We start from the raw sequence: 21,278 nt of genomic DNA, 5'->3' as shown, positions 1-21,278 counted from the left end.
TTGGAATGGACCGCGAGTGATTGGTGGGCCTCACAGGAGAAAGCTCGAACCAGCTTTTTCAGACCCTTGAAGAGTGGGAACGCATGCCGCGGGTCAGCGCCCAATTCCCTGACCCATTTGCGCAGCACATTCTCATGGAGATCAAGGTTGCGGGCAGCCTGGGAGACCGACACGCCTCGTTCCTTGACCAGTCTCACCGCCTCAAGCTTGAACTCGCGGCTGAATTTCCTTCTCTGCATTCACAAACTCCGGCTTCGTCAAAAACACGTTATCTCGGTGTCCACGAAACCGGCAGCAGGCCAATCAAGAAGTGATGGAATTGTTCGGCCCATACCGAGAGGGGGAATTTGACACCACGAAAGAACTGCGCTCATCCAACATGGAGGGCTTGTCGCGTTCCTTGACGAGAATAAGCATCGCTATAGGATCAATTTCGCACATGATTTGCGCAGCGATTATCGGTCGAAGCTATTCAGTCAGCTTGGTTTTTTCCTCAAAGAGATTGGTTTGAAGCAGCGGTCAAGAAAGACGACTGCGGATGGGAAAACCGTTTATGCCTATCGAATAGATGACGGGAGCTACGAGAAGATGAAATTGATTTCTCAACGGAGAGGCAAACAAACCAATTAAATTACGCGATTAAATTCGCAGCGCCCGATAAGAATAAAATAGTTTTCAATTATGAATACCTTCACTCAGTGAAGGAGATTTGTTCATATTATATTTTTATTATTTATTTTTTAAAAGGGTAACAGGCCGTATATTCTTGGGTGTCAGGCCCGCCCCCTCTATCATCGCTGAAACAACCGCTTCCTGCGGCTGAGTGTTCAGAGCGCGATAAATCGCCATCGACGCATCGACCTTGGTCTTGCCCTGCGCAATCAATGCCTGACCCTGTGCGATTGCCTGCTCGATGGCCTTCGCATCGTCTTCACTGATAACAACCGACTGCTTCTCTGCTTCCTGCTTCTTCGCTGCCATTTGACAATCTCCTTTTGACTGCAGCGACCATCCTTCTGATTAATCACAACAGACAACGGAAAAGGCTTGGCAGGATTCCGAGGTGGTTCGATTACTATCGGCAGGCTTGCCCGGCGGGTAGAGAACTCCGGCTCAATGAACGCGCCGGGACCACAAGCTTTTCCGGATTTTTCCGAAAGGAAAACTGGGGCAGTTTCCTTCCCTGCTGGCCAGAGTTCCAAGCGAATTCCAAGGCATGAAGGAATTTATAACATACTGATAAATATGGGATAATAATTCGCGGCGACAGTTGGGAAGCTGACAGGCTACCATTACATCATACCCGCGCAGCGCGCATTAATCCGCGACCTTAAGCCCGGCGTCAAGCGGGTTTGTGAGTGGGTCGTGTGCGCGCTGGTTCCCTGGCGGATGGTAGGACATTCTTCGAACACGTCTGAACCGGAATCATACGCCAATCGCAAGGACTGATTGATTGGCATTTTTGAACCCGAATGCGTCATAAACCTTCAACCCCGCGCGGAGGCGTTCACGATGACATCTTTCACGATACGCTCCTTGGCTGCGCTGCGAACCGAAGATGCGTGTTCTTGTCGGGGCTGAAATTCCAGTAAGCCACAAGCTTGGCTTTCAAGGCCGCCTCGCCTACCAATGCCTATCCAGCCTTCCGGCGCGGGCCTCACAGAGGTGCGTTGCCCCTTCATTCGCGGCAAGACAGCCCCCAAGGAATTGAGATATGCGTGACAAGAAACGAATTGGCATCATTGGCGCTGGCGCGATCGGGGGCGCTGTCATCCGCGAGATCGACAATTCCGCGGACACAGAAATCGCTTTCGTTCTTGTTTCCAACGTCCATCGGATGACAGGTTTCAACCTGGCCGACGGTATCGTCATCGATGACGCGAGCGAAGCTCTTTCGCGGCCGGTCGATCTCGTTGTCGAGGCGGCCATGCCTTCGGTCGTTCAGGAGCTTGCTCCGCGATTTCTTCGATCTGCCGACTTCTGCGCCTTTTCCAACACGGCCATGGCCAGACGCGAGACCGAAGAGGAAGTTCGCTCCATCACGGCCCGGCACGGCAGCACGTTTTACGTGCCGCACGGCGCCATCCTTTCCCTGGATGGCATTGCCGATGGCCGGGCGGCCATCGAGCAAGTGACCGTAACAACCACGAAGAGCGGGAAGAGCCTTGGCATCGACCCCAAGGCCGATGGATTGATGTTTGAAGGCGCGACACGCGAGGCCTGCGCCCGCTTTCCCCGCAACGTGAATGTTCACGCGGCCATTGCCCTTGCGGGTCTGGGATTTGACCGGACGGTCAGCCGGATTGTTGCTGTTCCTGACCTTCCCACAATGGAACATCAGATTGAGGTAAGTGGACCGGGATTGTCGTGGGACATTCGTGTCTCCTCCCGTTCCCTCGGCGGCGTGACGGGCTCCTATACGCCACATTCAGCGATCGGCTCAGTTCGCCGGATTCTCGGCGGCGGCGGGATCGTTGCCGTCTGAGTGGCGCAGGGAGACATCGCGGCACGCAGAGACAAAGGCATCAACAGCAGCCGCGCGCGCGCCGGACCGCCGCCACAATATGCCTATTTTCCGGACCCCTCCGGAAGGCAGAACGACCTTTCGCAGCGTCAGACCCTCTGGCCAAGGCGGTGCCCAATCGGGAACGATGGCGACACCCAGGCCGCGGCTGACCAGCGCGGCAATTGCATCGAGCGCGTCGAGCTCCAGCCACTCACGAACCGCCAACCCGTTTTCGGCCAGATACCGCGCCACGATCTGCCCACCCCACTGGTTGCGGTCATAGAGAATGAACCGCTGAGAGGCGATAAGGGCGTGCGGGGGCAATTCGGGAAGGGAATGCGGGGCGATGAACACGAGCGGCTCTTCGCGGATCGTGCTCCAGCCCATGGCCTTGGGCAGTGCAAAGTCAGGCCGGACGATCAGAGCGGCATCAAGCTCCCCGGCAATCACGCGATGGTAGAGTTCGGACGATGAACCAGGCTGAACGAAATAATCGATGGCCGGGTACCGATCGCTCAGCATTGTGATGATGTCCGGCATGAGACCGATCAGGGCGGTTGAGGTGGCACCGATACGCAATTGGCCGGCTGGTGCTCCATTTGCAGCAAGTGCGCTGAGGTCACGCGCCTTTTCCACGAGCTCCCTCGCCCTTTCAAGCACGGCAAGACCCGCCGCCGTCGGCTGCACGGTCCGTCCCGAACGGATTATCAGCTTGTGGCCAAGCTCCTGCTCAAGAACCTGAATGCGCTGGGAAAGCGCCGCCGGCGTCTTGTTTGTTCTGCGGGCGGTCTCGGCAATCGAGCCACAGTCCACGATCGCCAGAAAGGTTTCGAGAAAGCGAATATCCATTCGATGCTTTTTGCATCTTTTGAAGCAAGAAAAAATAGGTTTTTCTATCGTTTTGCCACTTTAAACTCCCTGCCGAATATCGCCAGTTCATCGCAGGGAACCCCCATGTCGGAAATTGAGAAGAAGTTCAGGAAGCTGGAAACGGACAATGCGCCGGGTCAGGAGGCGCGGCAGTCCGCGAAGCTCGACGAGGGCTACCTGAAGGGCGATATGCTTGAGGGACAGCGCGTCGACTTCTCCCATGGGGACGTCGATGCCCATGAGCCAACTCCGGGCGCGTTCGATGAATTCTCCGCCGGTGTCATGCGCGGCGGCTCACAGGCCTATACGGAATATCGCGGGGCGCTCGATATCCGCGACGAGCTGGCTCCCCGGCTTGCGGATTTTACCGGCGCCGACGTGGATGCCCGCGACGGATTGATCATAACGCCAGGCACGCAAGGGGCGCTTTTTCTGGCCATTGCCTCGACCATCTCGCGGGGAGACAAGGTTGCGATCGTCCAGCCGGATTATTTCGCGAACAGGAAACTTGTCACCTTCTTTGACGGTGAAATCGTTCCGGTCCAGCTTCGCTATGGCGAGGCTGGGCCCGACGAGGCAGGTCTCGACCTGGAGGAGCTTGAAGCGGCGTTCCAATCCGGCGTGAAACTCTTCCTGTTTTCCAATCCTAACAACCCGGCAGGTGTCGTCTACTCGCCGGAGGAAGTGTCCCGGATTGCAGCTCTCGCGGAGCAATACGGCGCCACAGTCATCGTCGATCAGCTTTATTCCCGTCTCAGATATGAGGGCGTGACCTACACGCACTTGCGCGCTGTGAGCACGGCGTCTGAAAATGTCATCACGATCATGGGGCCCTCGAAGACAGAATCGTTGAGCGGCTATCGTCTGGGGGTCGCTTTCGGCTCAAAAACCATCATCAACCGCATGGAGAAACTGCAGGCCATCGTTTCGCTCCGGGCGGCCGGTTATTCGCAGGCGGTGCTCAAGACATGGTTCAACGAGCCCGAGGGATGGATGGAAGAGCGCATCGCCCGCCATCAGGCGATTCGCGATGATCTTGTGGCGCTTTTTCGCGGTATCCCCGGATGCACGCTCCGCGTGCCACAGGCCGGCAGCTATCTGTTTGCCCGCCTGCCCGAACTGACGGTCGCGCCTGGCGATTTCATCAAGGCATTGCGCCTTCAGGCCGGTGTGATCGTTACCCCCGGCACCGAGTTCAGCCCCCATTGTGCCGACAGCATCCGTCTGAACTTTTCGCAGGATCATGCCGCTTCAGTGGCAGCCATCGAGCGACTGGCGACACTGGTGCAGCGCTATCGCGCCTGACGGCATCGGAGAAGATCGCTGTGCACCGTTTGCATCGTTCAATTCTGAAGCAGGCGGCGCACAATGCTTTCACGGATCGCGTTGATGTGGCGGTACATTGCCTGGCGCGCGGCGTCAGGCTCGGAATCCGGGCGCAACGCTTCAATGATCGCCAGATGTTCCCGGCAAGTCTCGAGAAACCGCTCCGGCATGTTCTTGAGATCGAAGATGTGTGTCTTGCGCCGCAGCCCCGCAACAATCTCGGCAAGTTGCCGATTTCCCGCCGCTTCCGCGATGGTCCGGTGAAGCTCCTCGTCGATCCGACGCACCGCCTCACGTCCAGCCGGCATGCGGGCTTCATGATTGCTCATAAGCGTCTCGATCTCCGCTTTCATACGGTCGAGAGAGTCTTCGGGTATTCGGCCCACCGCAAGTGCCGCCGCCTCGCATTCAAGCAGGCGGCGGATCGCGAGATTCTCGACATAGTGCGAGAGATCCATCGACAAGACCCGCACCACACGCCGGCTCTCGCGTACCAGAAGCCCCTCGCCTTCGAGGATCAAGAGTGCGTCCCGCATGGGCGTGCGCGAAAGGCCGAGCTCCTCAACCAGAACCTTTTCCTGGATGACAGTGCCGGCTGCCAGCTTGCCGGACATGATGTGCGCGAGAATGCGGTTATAGGCATCCTCGGCCAGTCTCGTTTCTGCCTGATTGGCCATCTCATCCCCCATCGGCTGACAACACTCCGCCCCGCCTGCCCTGGTATCTATCGGCTCGTGCAGCAGTGCAAGAGCACAACCTCCAAATTGCACTCAATCCTCAATCCTCCAATATTCACTTAATATATTGACAGCGTATCGGCAATATATATTCTTGTTTCATCGGGCTGAGCCGCGCCCGAAAATCAAACCGCACATCTGCCGAAGAAGCCGAGTGCCAACAGACCGAACACACAGGGGAACCACATGACCTTCAAACCTCTCGCCCTGATCGCCGCCATGGCGATCGGTATCGCCGCGACGCCTGCCGTTGCCGAGTATCCGGACCGGCAGATCAAGCTGATCGTTCCCTTCTCCGCCGGAGGAGGGACGGATCTCAATGCACGCACGGTCGCTCAATTTCTGGAAAAGGAACTGGGAGAACCTGTCGTTGTCGTGAACCGCCCCGGTGCTGGCGGTGAGATCGGACTTTCCGAACTCGCAAGTTCCGACCCCGACGGCTACACGATTGGCATCATCAACACGCCTGGCATCATCACGATACCGATCGAGCGTGAGGCTCAGTTCTCGCTCGACAGTTTCGATTTCCTCGCTGCGATGGCCGAAGACCCCGGCACAATCAACGTCCTTGGATCCAGCGATATCAAGTCAATCGAAGACCTGGTGGCGGCCGCGAAGGAGAAGCCCGGCCGCGTCACGGTTGCAACACAGGGGGCGGGCTCGGCCGGCCACATCAACACTCTGCTGCTGGAGCAGGCTGCCGGCATCGACCTGCTGCCAATCCCCTTTGATGGCTCCTCGGCCGGTCGCAACGCTTTGCTTTCCGGCGAGATCATGGCAACGACGGCCAATCTTGGTGAGGCTCTGACATTCTCCGAAGGGACGGATTGGCGCATCCTCGGCGTGATGGCCGACGAAGCTTCGCCGATGGCTTCGGACGTTCCGACCTTCGCTTCCGCGGGCTATCCGGTGATCGGTGGTTCGCTGCGCGGCATTGGCGCACCGGCCGGCCTTCCCGATGAGGTCAGAGAGAAGCTGGAAGACGCACTCAAGAAGGTCAGCGACGATCCGGAGTATCTGAAGATCGCAAAACAGGCCAATCTTCCGGCCCGCTTCATTCCATCAGACCGCTACGTCTCGATCCTTGAGGGCCTGGACAAAAGCTTCCACGAACTCTGGGAAACCACGCCCTGGAACCAGTAAAAGCATCAGGCGGGACGCCATACGGCGTCTCGCTTCCGGCTCCCGGTCGCGTCGAACCACCCCAAGCGCATCGCGATAGCGGGATACCGGTCGTTCACCACCAGACCAGCCGAACCTCACAAAGCCCGGAGCGCCAGGCTCCCGGCTCCCATGCCTATCCGGAGAGAACACAGTGATCGAAGAAATTGCCTCCAACCCCGTCAAGAAATTGCTGCGCGACGGCAAACCGGTTTTTGGCACCTGGGCCACCCTGGTCAGCAATCCAAAAATGATGAGGCTTCTGGCTGCGACCGGCCTCGACTTCGTTCTCCTGGAGATGGAACACAGCGATTTTTCGATCTCGGACGTATCTGCGATGGCCCTGGTTGCACGGGCATCCGGCATCGTGCCGATCGCTCGGCCCGACGGCCACAAGCCGCATGACATGACGCGGCTTCTGGATGCCGGCGCACAAGGCCTGCTCCTGCCCTGTATCGACAGCCCCGAGCAGCTCGAGGCCATCATGAAAGTGACCAAATACTACCCGCGCGGCGAGCGCATCCTGAACCTGCGCGGGTCGCACACCGATTATCTGCGCTACGAAGACATCGACAAGCAGATCGCGCACATCAACGCCGAGACACTGATGGTGGCAATGGTCGAGACACGCGACAGCCTCGATGCACTGCCAGAAATCTGTGACGTCGATGGGCTCGACGCCATCATGATCGGTCCCGACGACCTCTCGCAGAATCTTGGCGTTCCCGGCCAGGTGTCTCATCCGTTGATGAACGAAGCGACCGAGCGCGTGATCGAGGTGTGTACGCAGAAAAACATCCCCTGGGGCTTTTCGTGCCAATCCATCGAAGCCGGCAAGAAATGGATCGATCGCGGGATCCAGTGGATGCCGCTCTCCAACGATGCCAACGCCATTTTCAACACGTTTTCGCCGCTCGCCGCCGGGCTTAAGGCCGCGGCCTCACGCTGACGCCAGACAAAGGAACCAGACGCATGAAAGCTGTCTCCATGTACAGCGCCTATGGATGGCGCGGAAAAATTGGCCTCATCCTGCCGTCCACCAACACGGTCAACGAACCGGAATTCTGGCGGCTGGCACCGGAAGGGGTGACGATCCACACCGACCGGGTCTTGCTGCTTGGCAATGCCACGCAGGAAAGCTACGACAAGATGGCCGATGCACTGGCCCAAGCAGCCGAGCGCCTTGCCACGGCCGAGGTCGACATCGTCGTCTATGGCTGCACGTCGGGATCGATCGTGTGCCCGATGCCGGAATTGCTCGACAGCATGTCGGCGCAAACCAACACCCCGGCCTGCGCCACGGCGGGCGCGGTGATCGCCGCGCTCAATGCCCTCGGTGTCAAGAAGGTCGCGGTCGGAACACCCTATGTGGATTTCGTCAATGAGAGCGAAAAGCAGTTTCTCGAAGACTACGGCTTCGAATGCACCAGCCTGCACGGCCTTCGGCTGGGCGAAACACAGGAAGAGCGGCGCGGCATCGGCCGGGTTCCGCCGCAGCAGGTCTATCGTCTTGCCCGCATGATTGACCGGCCCGATGCCGAGGCGATCTTCATCTCCTGCACCAACCTCGCCACACTCGATGTCATCGAGCGGATCGAGCAGGATCTTGGCAAACCCGTGATCACCTCCAACCAGGCCTGCTTCTGGGCAAGTTTGCGCCTGATGGGACTGCCGGACGGGATCGAAGGACACGGTCGGCTGCTGCGCGAGTGTCTCGACCCGATCACCCAGTCCGATTTCTACCTGCCAGGCACCGCGGCTTCGAAATGACCGTCGAGCCTGACATTTCGCTTGCCCGGAAGCTGTTCGACAGACTTGCCGAAGCCACGTCGGACGGCGTCGGCATTACCCGTGACAGCTATGGTGCGGGCGAGGCGTTTGCGCATGATCTGATCGCGTCGACGGCCCGGGACCTGGGGCTGGAAACACGCACGGACGCGGCCATGAACCTTTATGTCACGCTTGCCGGTGAGGATCGTTCCCTGCCGGCCGTGATGACCGGTTCGCATCTCGACAGCGTTCCCCGTGGCGGCAATTTCGACGGCGCAGCCGGGGTCATTGCCGGGATAAGCGTGCTCTCAGCTTGGCTTCAAGCAGGAAAAAAGCCCCTGCGCGACACCGTCGTCATCGCCATTCGCGCCGAGGAATCAGCCTGGTTTCCGGTTTCCTATCCGGGCTCCAAGGCCATTTTCGGAAAGCTTCCAGCCGAAGCGCTGGAGCTGAAGCGCTTCGACCGGGACGTGACACTGGGCGAAGCAATCGAGGCGGCAGGGGGCGATCCTCGGGCACTCGCATCGGGTACATGTCTTCTTGATCCACGAACCGTCAGCCGTTTCATCGAGGTGCATATCGAGCAGGGGCCGGTGCTCGTGGGATCCAATCAGCCAGTCGGTATTGTCAATGGCATTCGCGGCAGTTTCCGCTACCGGCATGCCCGGATCAATGGTGTGTACAGCCATTCAGGCGCAACGCCGCGGGCTCATCGCCACGACGCAGTTGCGGCCGCCGCAGCCTTCATCGAACGCTTGAATGCGCACTGGTCGGCGTTTGAAGAGAACGGTGCTGATCTGGCGCTGACATTCGGGCAGCTTTCGACAGATGGCGAACAGGCGGATTTCAGCAAGGTTCCCGGTCGCGTCGATTTCAGCATCGATGTGCGTTCCGCCAGTGCGCAGACACTTGACGCATTTGAGAGCGTCGTTTTGCGCGAGGTCGCAAATGTCGAGCAGCAGACATCCACACGTTTCGACCTGGGACCGCGCACCGCCAGCACGCCAGCACCCATGGATGCCGAACTGATTTCCGAAATGATGGACAAGGCTGAAGCGCTCGGAATTGACGCGCGCGTTATGCCTTCCGGCGCCGGGCATGATACGGCGACGTTTGCTCTTCAAGGCATCCCCTCTGCGATGATTTTCGTACGGAATCACAACGGTAGCCACAACCCTGAAGAAGCGATGGAGATGGCCGATTTCGCGGTCGCCACCCGTCTTCTGGGAGCTGCAATGGATGCAGAACCGCCAATGCTCAGGGACTGCCAACCGATGGAGAACACCTCACATGCCTGAATGCCTGATTGTCCAGCCGATCCACCCCGCCGGCGAAGAAGCGCTTGAGGCCGCAGGAATAAGGGTTCGGCGCGCAAGCGCACAGGACATGAAAACGGTCGCAGCCGAAATCGAAACGGCCGATGCCCTGATCACGCGCGATGCCGGGCTGAACGCCGAAGCGATGAACAGCGCGAAGAACCTGAAAATCATAGCCAATCACGGCATAGGCACCAACAAGATAGACGTCGCGCACGCCGCGGAACTCGGGATCCCGATCTCTTTCACGCCAACGGCGAATGCTCGTTCCGTCGCCGAACACGCGATGATGCTGATCCTCGCCTGCGCGAAGCGCACGGTCGAGGCCGATCATGCAGCGCGAAACGGCAATTTCCGCTTCAAGTTCGAAGGCGGCATGAGCGAGTTGACTGGCAAGACACTCGGTATTGCGGGCTTCGGCACCATCGGCCGGTTGCTCGGCGAGATCGCGAAGAATGGTTTCGCGATGAAGGTCCGTGTCTGGTCGCCTTCCGTTGACGATGATGCCATTCGCGACAATGGCTTCGAGCCGGTTGCAACGCTGGATGCCCTGCTGGAAGGCTCCGACGTCATTTCGCTGCACCGACCAGCCCGCCCCGATACGCACCACATGATCAACGCTGGAACCCTGCGTAAAATGCGGCCTCACGCCATTTTGGTGAACACGGCGCGCGGTGCGCTCATCGATGAAGCTGCTCTGGCTGAAGCGCTCGAGAGCGGGGTGATCCGCGCAGCGGGCCTTGATGTCTTCGACCCGGAACCACTGGATGAAAGCTCGCCGCTTACAGGGCTTCGAAACATTGTGCTCGCGCCGCATGTCGCAGGCTCTACCGAAGATGCGTTGAAAGCCACGGCTCTTGCCTGCGCGCAGCACATTGTCGATGCGCTGGCAGACAAATGCCCGGAGAGCCTCGTCGACGCCGCTGTCTGGGAAAAACGCAGAAAAACATAAAATCGCGCAAAGCGAGGGGAACACCATGAGATCAATACGCTTGGAACCAACAGACGCCATCGGCGGTGTGCTGGTCACGTTGATCGGGCTGGTGACCGCCGGCATCAGCTCTCAATACCCGATAGGCAGGATTTCCAACATCGGCCCAGGCGCCTTTCCGCTGGCACTAGGGATCATCATGGTGTTGCTCGGCCTCGGCATCATCGCCGGCTCGGTTGGCAGGACCGGCAGCATTCCGCAGCCCAACTGGAGAGCGGCAGGCGTTGTCATGCTGTCGCTTACCTGTTTCGCCTTGCTCATCGGTTCTTTCGGCCTTGTGCCGGCGATCCTTGTGTCTGCCTTTATCGCCCGCTTCGCGGACAACCGCTTTCACTTCCGGCGTGTTTTCGTTCTGGCATGTTCACTGGCGCTGTTGTGTTGGGTGATCTTCATCGCCCTGCTCGGTCTGCCCATTGCGGTGCTGGAGCTTCCGCTATGATGGAGTTCATCGGACACGCCGGCCAGGGGTTTGCGACAGCGCTCAGTCCACAGACGCTGCTTTTCTGTTTCCTGGGTGTAACCGCGGGCACATTTATTGGCGTCTTGCCGGGTATCGGTCCTCTGGCCACGATCGCCATGCTGCTGCCATTGACCTTCTATCTCGATCCGACCACTGCCATTATCATGCTGGCCGGGATCTACTACGGTTCGCAATATGGTGGCTCCACCGCCTCGATCCTCCTCAATCTGCCCGGCACGGCCGGAGCATCGGTAACCTGTCTCGACGGCTATCCCATGGCCCGGGCCGGCCGCGCTGGCGTTGCGCTCTGCATTACCACCATCGCCTCCTTCGCTGGCGGTTGTTTTGCGATTGTCGTGATGGCCGTGCTGTCTCCGGCACTCAGCAAGTTCGCACTGATGATGACCTCTGCCGATTACTTTGCGCTAATGCTTCTTGGCATGATCGCGGCTGTCACGCTCATTGGCGATGCACCGCTCAAGGGGCTGGCCATGGTGGTTTTTGGCTTGCTGGTGGGGCTGATGGGGACCGACACGATTTCGGGTCAGATCCGCTTTGCATTCGACATGCCCTACCTCTACGACGGCCTTCCGCTGGTCCTCGTCGCCATGGGCATGTTCGGCGCCAGCGAGGTGATCGCCTCGATCGGTTCGGATTCGGCCGAGTGGCTGGCCAAACAGAAGATCACGCTCCGATCTCTCATGCCCACCCGGGAAGATATGCGCCGCTCGCATGCGCCGATCTGGCGAGGATCCATTCTGGGTTCCCTAGTCGGTGTCTTGCCAGGAGCCGGCTCCACCATTGCCGCCTTCATGGCCTACGCGGTGGAAAAACGGGTCGGGCCAAACCGGGACGCGCTCGGCAGCGGTATCGTCGAGGGCGTGGCTGCGCCCGAAAGCGCCAACAATGCCGCTTCACAGACTGCGCTTATCCCTGCCCTCACCCTCGGCGTTCCCGGCGACGCAACGTCAGCCTTGATGCTTGGCGCACTGCTCATTCACGGCATCGCGCCTGGACCGACACTGATCCCGCAGCACCCCGAAATTTTCTGGGGACTGCTCGCCAGCTTCTGGATCGGCAATCTCATACTGTTGATCTTGAACCTTCCGCTGGTCGGGCTGTGGGTATCGATGCTGAAGATTCCCTACCACATTCTCTATCCCGGCATTCTTGTCTTCATCGCGATTGGCATCTACTCGGTGAACTCATCACATGTGGACGTGATCATGGTGGGTGTGCTCGGCGTGCTCGGTTATGCGCTTTCGCTGCTCAAATTCCCAATCGCGCCGCTGCTCCTCGGATACATTCTGGGACCCTTGATGGAAGCCAATCTCCGTCGCAGCCTTCTGATCTCTGGAGGCGATGTCTCAATATTCTGGGAACAGCCACTCACTCTGACCATCATGCTACTGGCGCTGATCCTTCTGCTTCTTCCCCTGGCAACAAAAGGCTGGAGAAGGCGCCTGGCGAAAGAACTTCCACAGGACTAGGGTGATGACATCGCGGTTGGATGGGATCGGTCCGTGACGGAAACATCATCATCCACCGCACTGCGCCTTTCCCAGACCAATCTATGTCTGAAAGCTGTCGCGCGGGCCTTGAGGCTGGGTGACCGGTGCCGACCGTGCTGAAAGGTGTTGGTGGGCCATTCTACTCGCCGGTCAGCCAAGCCAGGGGCTTGGACTGGATTGTGTTGTGATAGGATTCATTCTCCCCAGCGACGCAATCCACGCGCCGAACGAGCATTATGACATGGAGCGGCCCCGTCGGGGGACACGCAGCTGGGTGCGCATCTTCGAGCAGACCGTCAACGAAAGGCGCACGATCGGCTAAAAGCCACCTGGCCTCGGCTTGCCCTACGTCCCGGCTTTAACGGCCCAGCATGTTTTTCCGTACGGAAACGAGGTGTGCCCGCATAGCTTCTCGCGCTTCTTCACCGAGCCTCTTTTCGATGCTGACAACCAGCTCTTCGTGCTGGGCACAATAGGTCGCCTTCCGGGCTTCCGAAAATGATCTCTGCTTCATCTCGAACCACAGTGGCTGCAGGCGCAGGACACCTAGAATTTCATGGACCTGGTAAAGCAGGTCATTGCGCGTGCACTCAAATATCAACCGGTGCAACTCCGCATCCCAATGCTCGAAGGAAGGCATGTCGGCCGCGGCTATCGCGAGTTCGTGCACCTTCCTGATTTTGGCAAGTTCGCCTGCACCGGCATTCATCGCCGCCAGGCTGGCTGCCTCCGGCTCGATCAGCATGCGCAGTTCCATCATGTCCGCCGGAGACGATTGCTTCATCTTCTCGACGATCCGATGAAGATCCGTCCTCGATTGATCGGTCTTGACATAGGTCCCCCGGCCCACATGCCGGACGACGACACCTGCCTCTTCAAGTTGATCCAGCGCCTTGCGGATCGTGTTGCGGGCAACGCCGAGCTCATCGGCCAGACTTCGTTCGGTGGGCATGCGCTCATCCGGCCCCCATTCTCCCTCCTTGATCCTCAAATGCAGCAGGGACGCGAGGTCGTCCGAATTTCCACGTGCCATGTTCACCTCTGGAAATGAACCAAAATATACCAATATTCATCATTTTCAGACATTTCAAGCAATGATCTTGATGATTGGCTTCTTTTGGATTAAACCATATCTCCAATATAGCATCAGAAAGGAAGCGTGGTGAAGATCGGGACATTCAGAACGGGGCAAAAATGGCTGGTGGGTCAGGTGGATGAGGAATCCGGAACTGTCACACCCTTTGAGCTGGATCAGGACCAGGCATCCCGCGGTGTTCTTTCATTGATCGGCCGGGACGTTCTGCCCCAGGCGGGCACACCTGTTCCCTTAAGCGAGCTTGAATTGTGCGCACCCATCCCGCGTCCGGAGCGCAACATATTCTGTGTCGGCAAGAACTACTTCGAACACGCTCATGAATTCTCCGCGAGCGGGTTCGATTCCAGCGCAGCCAAAGGGGCGGTCCCGGAGTTCCCGATCGTGTTCTCCAAGGTTCCGGAGTCTGTGATTGCCCATGGAGAACAGATCGTGCTCGACCCGAAAGTGTCGGATGCCGTGGACTATGAGGCCGAACTGGCGGTGATCATCGGCAAGGGTGGCAAGGGCATTCGCGCCGAGGACGCGCTCGATCATGTCTGGGGCTACACGATCATCAATGATGTGACCGCTCGCGACCTTCAATCCCGCTACAGCCAATGGCTGGTTGGCAAGTCTCAGGACACGTTCGGGCCCATGGGGCCCTGGGCGGTTTTAAAGCAGGACCTGGATGTCGCGAACACGAAGATCCAGTGCAGCGTCAATGGCGAGCTTCGCCAGGATTCCAACACCGGCCTTCTGATCTTCAACATCGGGACCATCATCGAGACGATTTCGGCGGGTGTGACCCTCAAGCCCGGCGACATCATCGCCACCGGCACACCAGCAGGCGTGGGTATCGGGTTCAAGCCACCCAAATACCTGCAAGCCGGCGACATTGTTGAGGTCACTGTCGAAGGAATCGGCACGTTGAAAAACGAATGCCGCCTATCCAGCACCTAGGTTCTGGGTCAACGCCCTGCGAGTTCGCAGCGGACATGCTTACAATATGGAGGAGGAAAACATGAAACGGCTTTTGACAGGCATCATCGCCGCTGGTCTCGCCAGCATCGTTGGTGCCCACGCACAGGACAAGACCGAAGTAGCATGGGGAGGATCCAACCCGGGCGGCGTGATGTATTACATGGTCGGCGTTGCGGGAACGGAGCTTGGCAAGGGATTGCCGGACATCAACATCACGCAGGTGACCACCGGCGGCTCGACCGAAAACGCTCTTCGTTTGATCAAGGGCGAACTGGACATGGGTATCGTCTATGGCAGCCATGTCTACATGGCGCAGGATCAGCAAGGGCCCTTCGCCAATGCAGCCAAGGGTGACATGCTGCGCGGTGTTGCCATGGCCTATCAGGGGCCGACCTATTTCGTGACCCTGGGAGACAGTGGCATCGAGAAACTCGAGGACCTTGCTGGCAAGACAGTGGCGCTCGGACCGCCCGGCTCCGGCACCGTCTTCAACTGCTCGAACATTCTGACAGCACTTGGCATGCTTGACAGCATCAAGCCGCAGATGATGACCTTTGCCGATGCTGGCCGCGCACTTGGAAACGGCCAGATCGACGCATTCTGCCAGTCATCCTCGCCCGCGGCAGCGGTGACCGAACTGGCCGAGACACGCGACGTGACCGTGCTCGCCTATAGCGACGAGCAACTGGCCACCATCACCGAGAAGTTTCCCTTCTACCATGGCGGCGCCATGCCGGAGGGCACCTATCGCGGTGTTCCTGAAACCGCGATGCCCTATACCACCGTCTACTGGGTCGCACACGAACGCGTACCAAGCGATGTAGTCAAGAGCCTGGTTTCTGCAGCCTATGAGAAGCAGGACGTTCTCGCGCAGGGACACAAGGCCTGGGCGCAGATGAAACCAGACGTGAAAAACTTCCAGTCGCTCGGTGCTCCCATGCACCCCGGCGCGGAGGCCTATTATCGCGAACAGGGCCAGTGGCCCGAATAAGCCTGCAGAATTCTTCCATGGGCCCCGGCACAAAGGTCGGGGCCATCTTTATTAGAGGCGGCATTCTATGTCTGGTTTCTCTTGGCTTTTCCGCGTCGAAGGTTCGAAACGAACCCTGAATGGTCCATTTGCGCTGGCATTCAATCTCATCGCCGCCGGTTTTTCGCTGTTCTATCTCTACACATCCGGCTTTGGGCTCATCTCCACCCAAAGCAATCGCGGCGTGTATCTCATGCTGACATCGGTGCTGGTGTTTCTGATCTACCCGGCCAGCAAACGCTCGCCCGCATCCCGTCCGAGCTTGCTAGACATGGTTCTGATCGGTCTTGCCGTAGTCTCGGTGGGCTACTGGATCGACCAATACGTCAGCTATGCGATGTTTCGCGTATCCAATCCCAGCCAGATGGACCTTGTAATGGGCGGCATCGCCATTGCGGTCATGCTGGAAACGAGCCGCCGCGCCCTGGGGCCGGTCATCTCGCTGATCGCCATCGCCTTTCTGTTGCAGCTTTATCTGGGTCGTTACCTCCCCGGCCAGATGGCCCACCCCGGCATGTCTGTCGAACGCATCATCGAATTCACGTTCTCCACGCAGGAAGCGCTGTTTGGCGTTGTGACCGCGACCTTCGCCACCTTTGTCTTTCCCTTCATGATTTTCGGCGCATTCCTGGAACGCTCCGGCGCGGGTGCATTCTTCATGGACCTGGGCACGGCTGTCGCAGGTCGGTGGCGCGGCGGGCCGGCGAAAGTCGCCGTCATCACATCCGCGTTCTTCGGTTCGATTTCCGGCTCCTCCGTTGCCAATGTGGTGACGACCGGCTCGTTCACGATCCCGTTGATGAAACGGACCGGTTACCGGCCGCATGATGCCGGCGCCATCGAGGCGATCGCCTCGACAGGCGGCCAGTTCATGCCGCCGGTCATGGGTGCGGGCGTCTTCATTCTGGCCACCCTGACAGAAACCAGCTATCTGACCATTGCTCTGTTGAACGTGATCCCAGCGCTCGTGTTCTTCACCTTCCTTCTGATGATGGTGGATCTGGAAGCCGTGCGACTGGGCCTCAAGGGTCTCCCGGCATCCGAGACACCGCGCGTTCGTGATGTGGTCAAGAAGGGATGGCATTTCTTCCTGCCGCTTGGCGTGGTGCTTGGCCTGTTGTTCAACGGCTATTCGCCGGAGTTCTGCGCCTTCTGGGGTACGGTCAGCGCAGCCGTGCTTTCCTGGCGGCACCGGGACACGCGCATGGGGCCCTCTGCCGTGCTGAAGGGCCTGATTGGCGGCGCACAAAGCAACGCTGCCGCCGGCGCTGCCATCGGCACGCTCGGCATCATCATTGGCGGCATCGTGCTGGCGGGCCTCGGATTGAAATTTTCCGCGGTCCTCATCGAACTGTCCGGAGGCCACCTGTTCTGGGCCCTGTGCCTGGTCACCCTCGTGTCGATCATCATCGGAATGGGCTCTTCCACCACCGGGTCCTACATCATCCTTTCCGTTGTCGCCGCACCGGCTCTGATCCAGCTGGGTGTGCCTATGATCGCTGCGCATCTGGCCGTCTTTTATGCGGCGTGCCTGTCCAACATCACACCGCCTGTCTGTGTCGCCGCCTTTGCGGGTGCCGCAATTGCCGGCGCGCCGCCCATGAAAACCGGCATGGCAGCGCTCAAATTCGGGGCAACGCTGGTGCTCATGCCCTTCAGCTTTGCCTATGTGCCCGAACTTCTGTTGCAGGGAGAATGGTACGAAATCATCTACACGGTCGGCCTCTACACGATCGGCGCCGTTCTGCTTGCAATATCGCTGCAGGGAGCGATGATCATCAGCGGGCCATTATCAGGAAGCCAGCGCATTGTGTTCGCGATAGCGGGCCTGCTTCTGATGTTTCCGGCAAATCTCGCAGTCGATCTTGCTGGCGGATCACTCGCCGCACTGGCAATCGCGTGGTTCTTCGCTTCGAGGAAAAAAACGGGCCTGGCTCAAGGCAGAGCGACCTGACCGCCTTACCCACCACATGCTCTTTCGGAGATCGGCTGGTCCTTCAGGCCGATCCCCGGACCCTTCCGTTCACACGCCCTTGATTGCCCCACCATCACATCTGACGATGGAGCCGGTCGTATAGCCCGCCCTGTCGCTGCAAAGGAAGGTGGCCATGTCAGCGAATTCCTCGACGTGGCCATAGCGGCCAGTAGGGATCGCTGCCCTTGAGCCCGCGCGCACCTCATCCAGTGCCTTTCCGGTGCGTTTGGCGGCGGCTTCATCGAGCTGGTCGACGCGCGACGTGTGAATGCGGCCGGGCACAATCAGATTGCACGTCACGCCATCGGGCGCGATCTCGTTTGAGAGGGATTTGTTCCAGCCGACGAGCGCCGAGCGAAGCGTGTTCGACATGGCGAGATTAGGAATAGGCTGCACGACGCCAGACGAAGCGACGGTGAGGATGCGTCCCCAACCATTCTCCCGCATCGAGGGAAGAAGCAGGTTAGTCAGTTCGATAATGCCGAAGATCATCATCCGCGCCTGTCGGGCAAGATCATCTACGGTCATGTCCGTCACCTTGCCCGGTGCCGGACCGCCCGTATTGTTTACCAGAATGTCGACGCGACCCATCTGCGCACCCGCGTGCTCCGCCACCCGCTTGGCAAACTGGCCATCTGCCAGATCGGCAGAAAGGTGATGCGCTGCGACGCCGTGGTTGGCTTCTATCTCGGCAGCATTGCTTTGCAGGAGGTCTGCGCTGCGCCCACACAGCATGACGTCCACGCCTTCGGCTGCCAACCCATTGGCAATGCCAAGCCCCAACCCGCGGGAAGCACCGAGAACCAGTGCCTTCCTGCCCTTGATCTTCAAATCCATTCTGTCAAACCTATTTCTGACGGTTGAAACTAAGTCGCGGTGCCGAAACGGAGGACGCGCTCCTCGTCGAACGCAAACTCCACCGGCGCGCCGCGCTCCAGCCCTTCGACTGCGGCTGAGTTTGCGACATTGGCGGAAATCACCGTGTCGTTGGCCCGCGCGATGATCTTGCTGGCAGCGCCCGTGAAAACAACGGTCTCCACATTCGCGTTGACCAGATGCGCTGCCTTTTCGCCCTGCGCTCGGAGCCGGATATCCTCAGGACGAATGCCGAACTCTCTGCCGTTTGTGTCCTTCAGCAAATTGCACTCGCCCAGAAAGCACGCGACAAAACTGCTGTTCGGTTTGAAGTAGAGCTCACGCACCGGGCCTGATTGTTTGATCCGCCCCTCGTCCATGATGACGATGTTGTCGGACAGGTGCAGTGCCTCTTCCTGATCATGAGTAACGTAGACGATCGTAACGCCGAGTTCACGATGCAACTGCTTCAACTGCAACTGAATCGACTGCCTGAGATTTTTGTCGAGCGCGCCCAGCGGCTCATCCATGAGAAGAATGTCGGGACGAATGACCAGAGCCCGCGCCAGAGCAACACGCTGCTGTTGACCGCCTGACAGCGAACCGGGAAGCCGGTCGGCGAAATCCTGCAAACTGACGAGCTCAAGTACTTCGTCGACACGCTTGCGTCGTTCTTCGCCGGGAACCTTGCGCATGTCGAGGCCGAAAGAAACGTTCTCGCGGACGCTCATATGTGGAAAGAGGGCATAGTTCTGGAACACCATGCCGATATTGCGCTTGGAAACCGGGACGTTGCTGATGTCGCGGCCACCGACCTCAAGCCGCCCTTCATCGAAGGGTTCGAAGCCGGCAAGCACCTTGAGCATCGTCGTCTTGCCCGAACCCGATGCACCAAGAAGTGTGCAGAATTCGCCCGCTGCAATGTCGAGATGAATATCGTGCAGAACCCTCAAATTTCCATAGCTTTTGTTGAGGCCTGTGATTGTGACAGGTCTTCCCTGCAGGCCGTAGCGCGCCGATGACGAATTCTCCATTAGGACTGTCTCCGCGAAAGAATGAGGTTGATGGCCAGCAATGTCAGCGTGAGCATGATGATCATGGCCGAGGCAGCGATGATGGTCGGATCGATCTCATGGACCATGCCCTCAAACATCACACGCGGCAGTGTGCGAGAGCGAATGTTGGTGAGAAACAGCGCAAGAACGACATCATCGAACGACTGAATGAAAGCGAACACCGCCCCGGCTGCCACACCCGGCATGATCGCCGGGAGCATGATGCGGCGAAACATGACCGGCCAGCTTGCGCCGAGATTGAGAGCCGCAAGTTCCAGATTGCGATCGAAGCCAACAAGCGAAGCGCGGACGGTGATGAATACATAGGGCACCGCCAGAACACTGTGTGCCAACCCCAGCGTTGCCGGATTTCCGATCACACCGAGTGGCGCCAGCATGTAGAAAAGGCCGACCGACAGGATGATCACCGGAATGACCATGGGCAGGATGAAGACCGTTTCCAGCCAGGGGCGCATGCGCCTGCCCAGACGCATGGTGCCGATCGCGGCGAGCGTTCCCAGCACGACCGAGAAGCTGACGGCCACGGCGGCGGCCTGCAGTGAATTGAAGACACCCCTCATCCACTTGGCTTCTTCAAAGAGGTTGTGAAACCACCGCAAACTGTAGCTTTCTGGCGGGAAGCTTAGGAAGGGCGAGGAACCAAGGCTCATTGGAAACACGATCAGGATGGGCGCAATCAGGAAGATGAGAACGGCCACACCACACGCAAAGGTGAGCCACCCTCCGCCCGTGCGCCCATTGTTGCCAATGGAGAATTTTGCGGTCGAACCGCGAGACGCACTGCCCGTTAGCAGACGTTCCAGCCCGAACACGCGCTGGAACACAACAAAGATCGCAACGGTGCACAAGAGGAGCACTACGGAGAGCGCAGCCGCCAGACTCCAGTTGAGATCGCGGTTGATGTTGTCGGCGATGAGCATCGCGATCATGGTTTGGCCAGGCCCACCCATCAGAGCCGGGGTGATGTAGTACCCAATGGAATTCAGGAACACGATGGTTGCACCGGCGATGACGCCCGGTGCGGTGAGCGGCATGATCACCCGGCGCCCGATGCTGTAAGGCCCCGCACCGAGCCCCTCGGCGGCCTCGATCAGGGTGCGGTCGATGTTGATGAAGGCGGCAAAAAGCGGCAGCACAACAAAGGGCATCAACACATGTGTCATGCCGATCAGCACGCCTGAGAGATTGTAGACGAATGCGATGGGCTCATCGATCAGACCGGCACCCGTCAGGAGGTCGTTCAGAACCCCCTTGCGCTGCAGGAGGATGATCCACGCCGTCGTGCGCACCAGTGCACTCGTCCAGAACGGCAACAGCACCACGATGAACAGGATCTTGCGAACCTTCGGGCTGACCGTTGCAAGAAGGTAAGCCACAGGATAGCTCACGATCACACAAAGCAGCGTGACGAGCGCGGAGATCACGAATGTATTGAGCAGCACCCTGCGATAAATGGGCACCTCGCCGATCCGCAGATAGTGCTCGAAAGTCAGCTGGTCCTCACCAAAACTGATACCGAGCAGAGAAAGCACCGGAAAGAAGAACAGGACCCCCAGGAAGACCAACAGGGGTGCGACCGCAATCCAGGCCCAGAAGACCGGGCGCTTGTTTGACGTGATTTTCATCGGCGCTTTCTCC

The 21,278-nt window shown here is 58.9% G+C and carries 19 protein-coding genes and 1 pseudogene; 12 read left to right on the top strand and 8 right to left on the bottom strand.

All coding sequences use genetic code 11. The annotated features are described in order from the left end of the window. Positions 1 to 74 precede the first annotated feature (74 nt). Both H7H48_RS18260 and H7H48_RS18255 read right to left on the bottom strand, forming a co-directional pair. Positions 75 to 239: pseudogene (locus tag H7H48_RS18260) on the bottom strand (transposase); the annotation flags it as partial. 490 nt (positions 240 to 729) lie between these two features. Beyond that, the gene (locus tag H7H48_RS18255) at positions 730 to 981 is read right to left on the bottom strand and encodes a hypothetical protein (RefSeq protein ID WP_229450513.1); all 252 of its coding nucleotides are present in this window, start codon (positions 979 to 981) and stop codon (positions 730 to 732) included. A 733-nt stretch (positions 982 to 1,714) separates the two neighbouring features. On the opposite strand from H7H48_RS18255, the gene H7H48_RS18250 reads away from it, so the two are divergent. Continuing rightward, a complete protein-coding gene (locus H7H48_RS18250) occupies positions 1,715 to 2,485 on the top strand; it encodes an aspartate dehydrogenase domain-containing protein (RefSeq protein WP_229450511.1) in 771 nt (256 codons plus the stop codon). Here H7H48_RS18250 and H7H48_RS18245 read toward each other — a convergent pair. Then, the gene (locus H7H48_RS18245; RefSeq protein WP_229450509.1) at positions 2,441 to 3,355 is read right to left on the bottom strand and encodes a LysR family transcriptional regulator; all 915 of its coding nucleotides are present in this window, start codon (positions 3,353 to 3,355) and stop codon (positions 2,441 to 2,443) included. The two genes, H7H48_RS18250 and H7H48_RS18245, sit on opposite strands and share 45 nt — an antisense overlap. 105 nt (positions 3,356 to 3,460) lie before the next feature. Between H7H48_RS18245 and H7H48_RS18240 the strand changes: the two genes are divergently transcribed. Then, a complete protein-coding gene (locus tag H7H48_RS18240; RefSeq protein ID WP_229450508.1) occupies positions 3,461 to 4,681 on the top strand; it encodes a pyridoxal phosphate-dependent aminotransferase in 1,221 nt (406 codons plus the stop codon). 38 nt (positions 4,682 to 4,719) lie between these two features. Here H7H48_RS18240 and H7H48_RS18235 read toward each other — a convergent pair whose 3' ends face one another. Then, positions 4,720 to 5,379: a GntR family transcriptional regulator gene (locus H7H48_RS18235; protein ID WP_229450507.1), complete on the bottom strand. Its 660-nt coding sequence runs from the start codon at positions 5,377 to 5,379 to the stop codon at positions 4,720 to 4,722. Positions 5,380 to 5,625: 246 nt separating this feature from the next. Between H7H48_RS18235 and H7H48_RS18230 the strand changes: the two genes are divergently transcribed. The 7 genes from H7H48_RS18230 to H7H48_RS18200 all read left to right on the top strand — a co-directional run bounded on the left by H7H48_RS18230 (position 5,626) and on the right by H7H48_RS18200 (position 12,627). Then, entirely contained in the window at positions 5,626 to 6,582 is a 957-nt protein-coding gene (locus H7H48_RS18230) for a tripartite tricarboxylate transporter substrate binding protein (RefSeq protein ID WP_229450506.1), read from the top strand. Positions 6,583 to 6,754: 172 nt separating this feature from the next. After that, positions 6,755 to 7,549, top strand: a complete 795-nt coding sequence (locus tag H7H48_RS18225; RefSeq protein ID WP_229450504.1) for an aldolase/citrate lyase family protein — start codon at positions 6,755 to 6,757, stop codon at positions 7,547 to 7,549. Between the two features lie 23 nt (positions 7,550 to 7,572). Beyond that, the gene (locus H7H48_RS18220) at positions 7,573 to 8,370 is read left to right on the top strand and encodes an aspartate/glutamate racemase family protein (protein ID WP_229450502.1); all 798 of its coding nucleotides are present in this window, start codon (positions 7,573 to 7,575) and stop codon (positions 8,368 to 8,370) included. Further along, on the top strand, positions 8,367 to 9,668 hold the full coding sequence (locus H7H48_RS18215) for a Zn-dependent hydrolase (RefSeq protein ID WP_229450501.1): 1,302 nt from the start codon (positions 8,367 to 8,369) through the stop codon (positions 9,666 to 9,668). Before H7H48_RS18220 ends, H7H48_RS18215 begins: the two co-directional genes overlap by 4 nt. Beyond that, positions 9,661 to 10,638 carry a hydroxyacid dehydrogenase gene (locus H7H48_RS18210; protein ID WP_229450499.1) on the top strand — a complete coding sequence of 326 codons (978 nt, stop codon included), beginning with the start codon at positions 9,661 to 9,663 and terminating at the stop codon, positions 10,636 to 10,638. Before H7H48_RS18215 ends, H7H48_RS18210 begins: the two co-directional genes overlap by 8 nt. A 25-nt stretch (positions 10,639 to 10,663) precedes the next feature. Next, complete coding sequence (locus H7H48_RS18205; protein WP_229450497.1) at positions 10,664 to 11,116, top strand: tripartite tricarboxylate transporter TctB family protein; 453 nt, start codon at positions 10,664 to 10,666, stop codon at positions 11,114 to 11,116. Continuing rightward, the gene (locus H7H48_RS18200) at positions 11,113 to 12,627 is read left to right on the top strand and encodes a tripartite tricarboxylate transporter permease (protein WP_370633419.1); all 1,515 of its coding nucleotides are present in this window, start codon (positions 11,113 to 11,115) and stop codon (positions 12,625 to 12,627) included. The genes H7H48_RS18205 and H7H48_RS18200 overlap by 4 nt, the downstream gene beginning before the upstream one ends. 379 nt (positions 12,628 to 13,006) lie before the next feature. Here H7H48_RS18200 and H7H48_RS18195 read toward each other — a convergent pair whose 3' ends face one another. After that, a complete protein-coding gene (locus H7H48_RS18195) occupies positions 13,007 to 13,681 on the bottom strand; it encodes a FadR/GntR family transcriptional regulator (RefSeq protein ID WP_229450495.1) in 675 nt (224 codons plus the stop codon). 129 nt (positions 13,682 to 13,810) lie between these two features. Between H7H48_RS18195 and H7H48_RS18190 the strand changes: the two genes are divergently transcribed. From H7H48_RS18190 to H7H48_RS18180, 3 genes are all read left to right on the top strand, one after another. Beyond that, complete coding sequence (locus tag H7H48_RS18190; RefSeq protein ID WP_229450494.1) at positions 13,811 to 14,683, top strand: fumarylacetoacetate hydrolase family protein; 873 nt, start codon at positions 13,811 to 13,813, stop codon at positions 14,681 to 14,683. 61 nt (positions 14,684 to 14,744) lie between these two features. Further along, complete coding sequence (locus tag H7H48_RS18185) at positions 14,745 to 15,695, top strand: TAXI family TRAP transporter solute-binding subunit (protein WP_229450493.1); 951 nt, start codon at positions 14,745 to 14,747, stop codon at positions 15,693 to 15,695. Between the two features lie 67 nt (positions 15,696 to 15,762). Then, a complete protein-coding gene (locus H7H48_RS18180; RefSeq protein WP_229450492.1) occupies positions 15,763 to 17,688 on the top strand; it encodes a TRAP transporter fused permease subunit in 1,926 nt (641 codons plus the stop codon). A gap of 69 nt (positions 17,689 to 17,757) precedes the next feature. Here the strand turns inward: H7H48_RS18180 and H7H48_RS18175 are convergent, their stop codons facing one another. The 3 genes from H7H48_RS18175 to H7H48_RS18165 are packed head-to-tail and all read right to left on the bottom strand — an operon-like array spanning position 17,758 to position 21,265. Then, complete coding sequence (locus tag H7H48_RS18175; RefSeq protein ID WP_229450491.1) at positions 17,758 to 18,546, bottom strand: SDR family oxidoreductase; 789 nt, start codon at positions 18,544 to 18,546, stop codon at positions 17,758 to 17,760. 29 nt (positions 18,547 to 18,575) lie between these two features. Continuing rightward, positions 18,576 to 19,598 (bottom strand): ABC transporter ATP-binding protein, encoded by a 1,023-nt coding sequence (locus H7H48_RS18170; protein ID WP_229450490.1) that lies wholly within the window; start codon positions 19,596 to 19,598, stop codon positions 18,576 to 18,578. Beyond that, positions 19,598 to 21,265: an ABC transporter permease subunit gene (locus tag H7H48_RS18165; protein ID WP_229450489.1), complete on the bottom strand. Its 1,668-nt coding sequence runs from the start codon at positions 21,263 to 21,265 to the stop codon at positions 19,598 to 19,600. Before H7H48_RS18165 ends, H7H48_RS18170 begins: the two co-directional genes overlap by 1 nt. Positions 21,266 to 21,278: the final 13 nt, after the last annotated feature.

The organism is Nitratireductor sp. B36 (assembly GCF_020833685.1).
In the GTDB taxonomy this organism is placed as follows: domain Bacteria; phylum Pseudomonadota; class Alphaproteobacteria; order Rhizobiales; family Rhizobiaceae; genus Nitratireductor.
The sequence above is the reverse complement of the archived record's forward strand: the minus strand, read 5'-3'. Positions and strand labels throughout refer to the sequence as shown.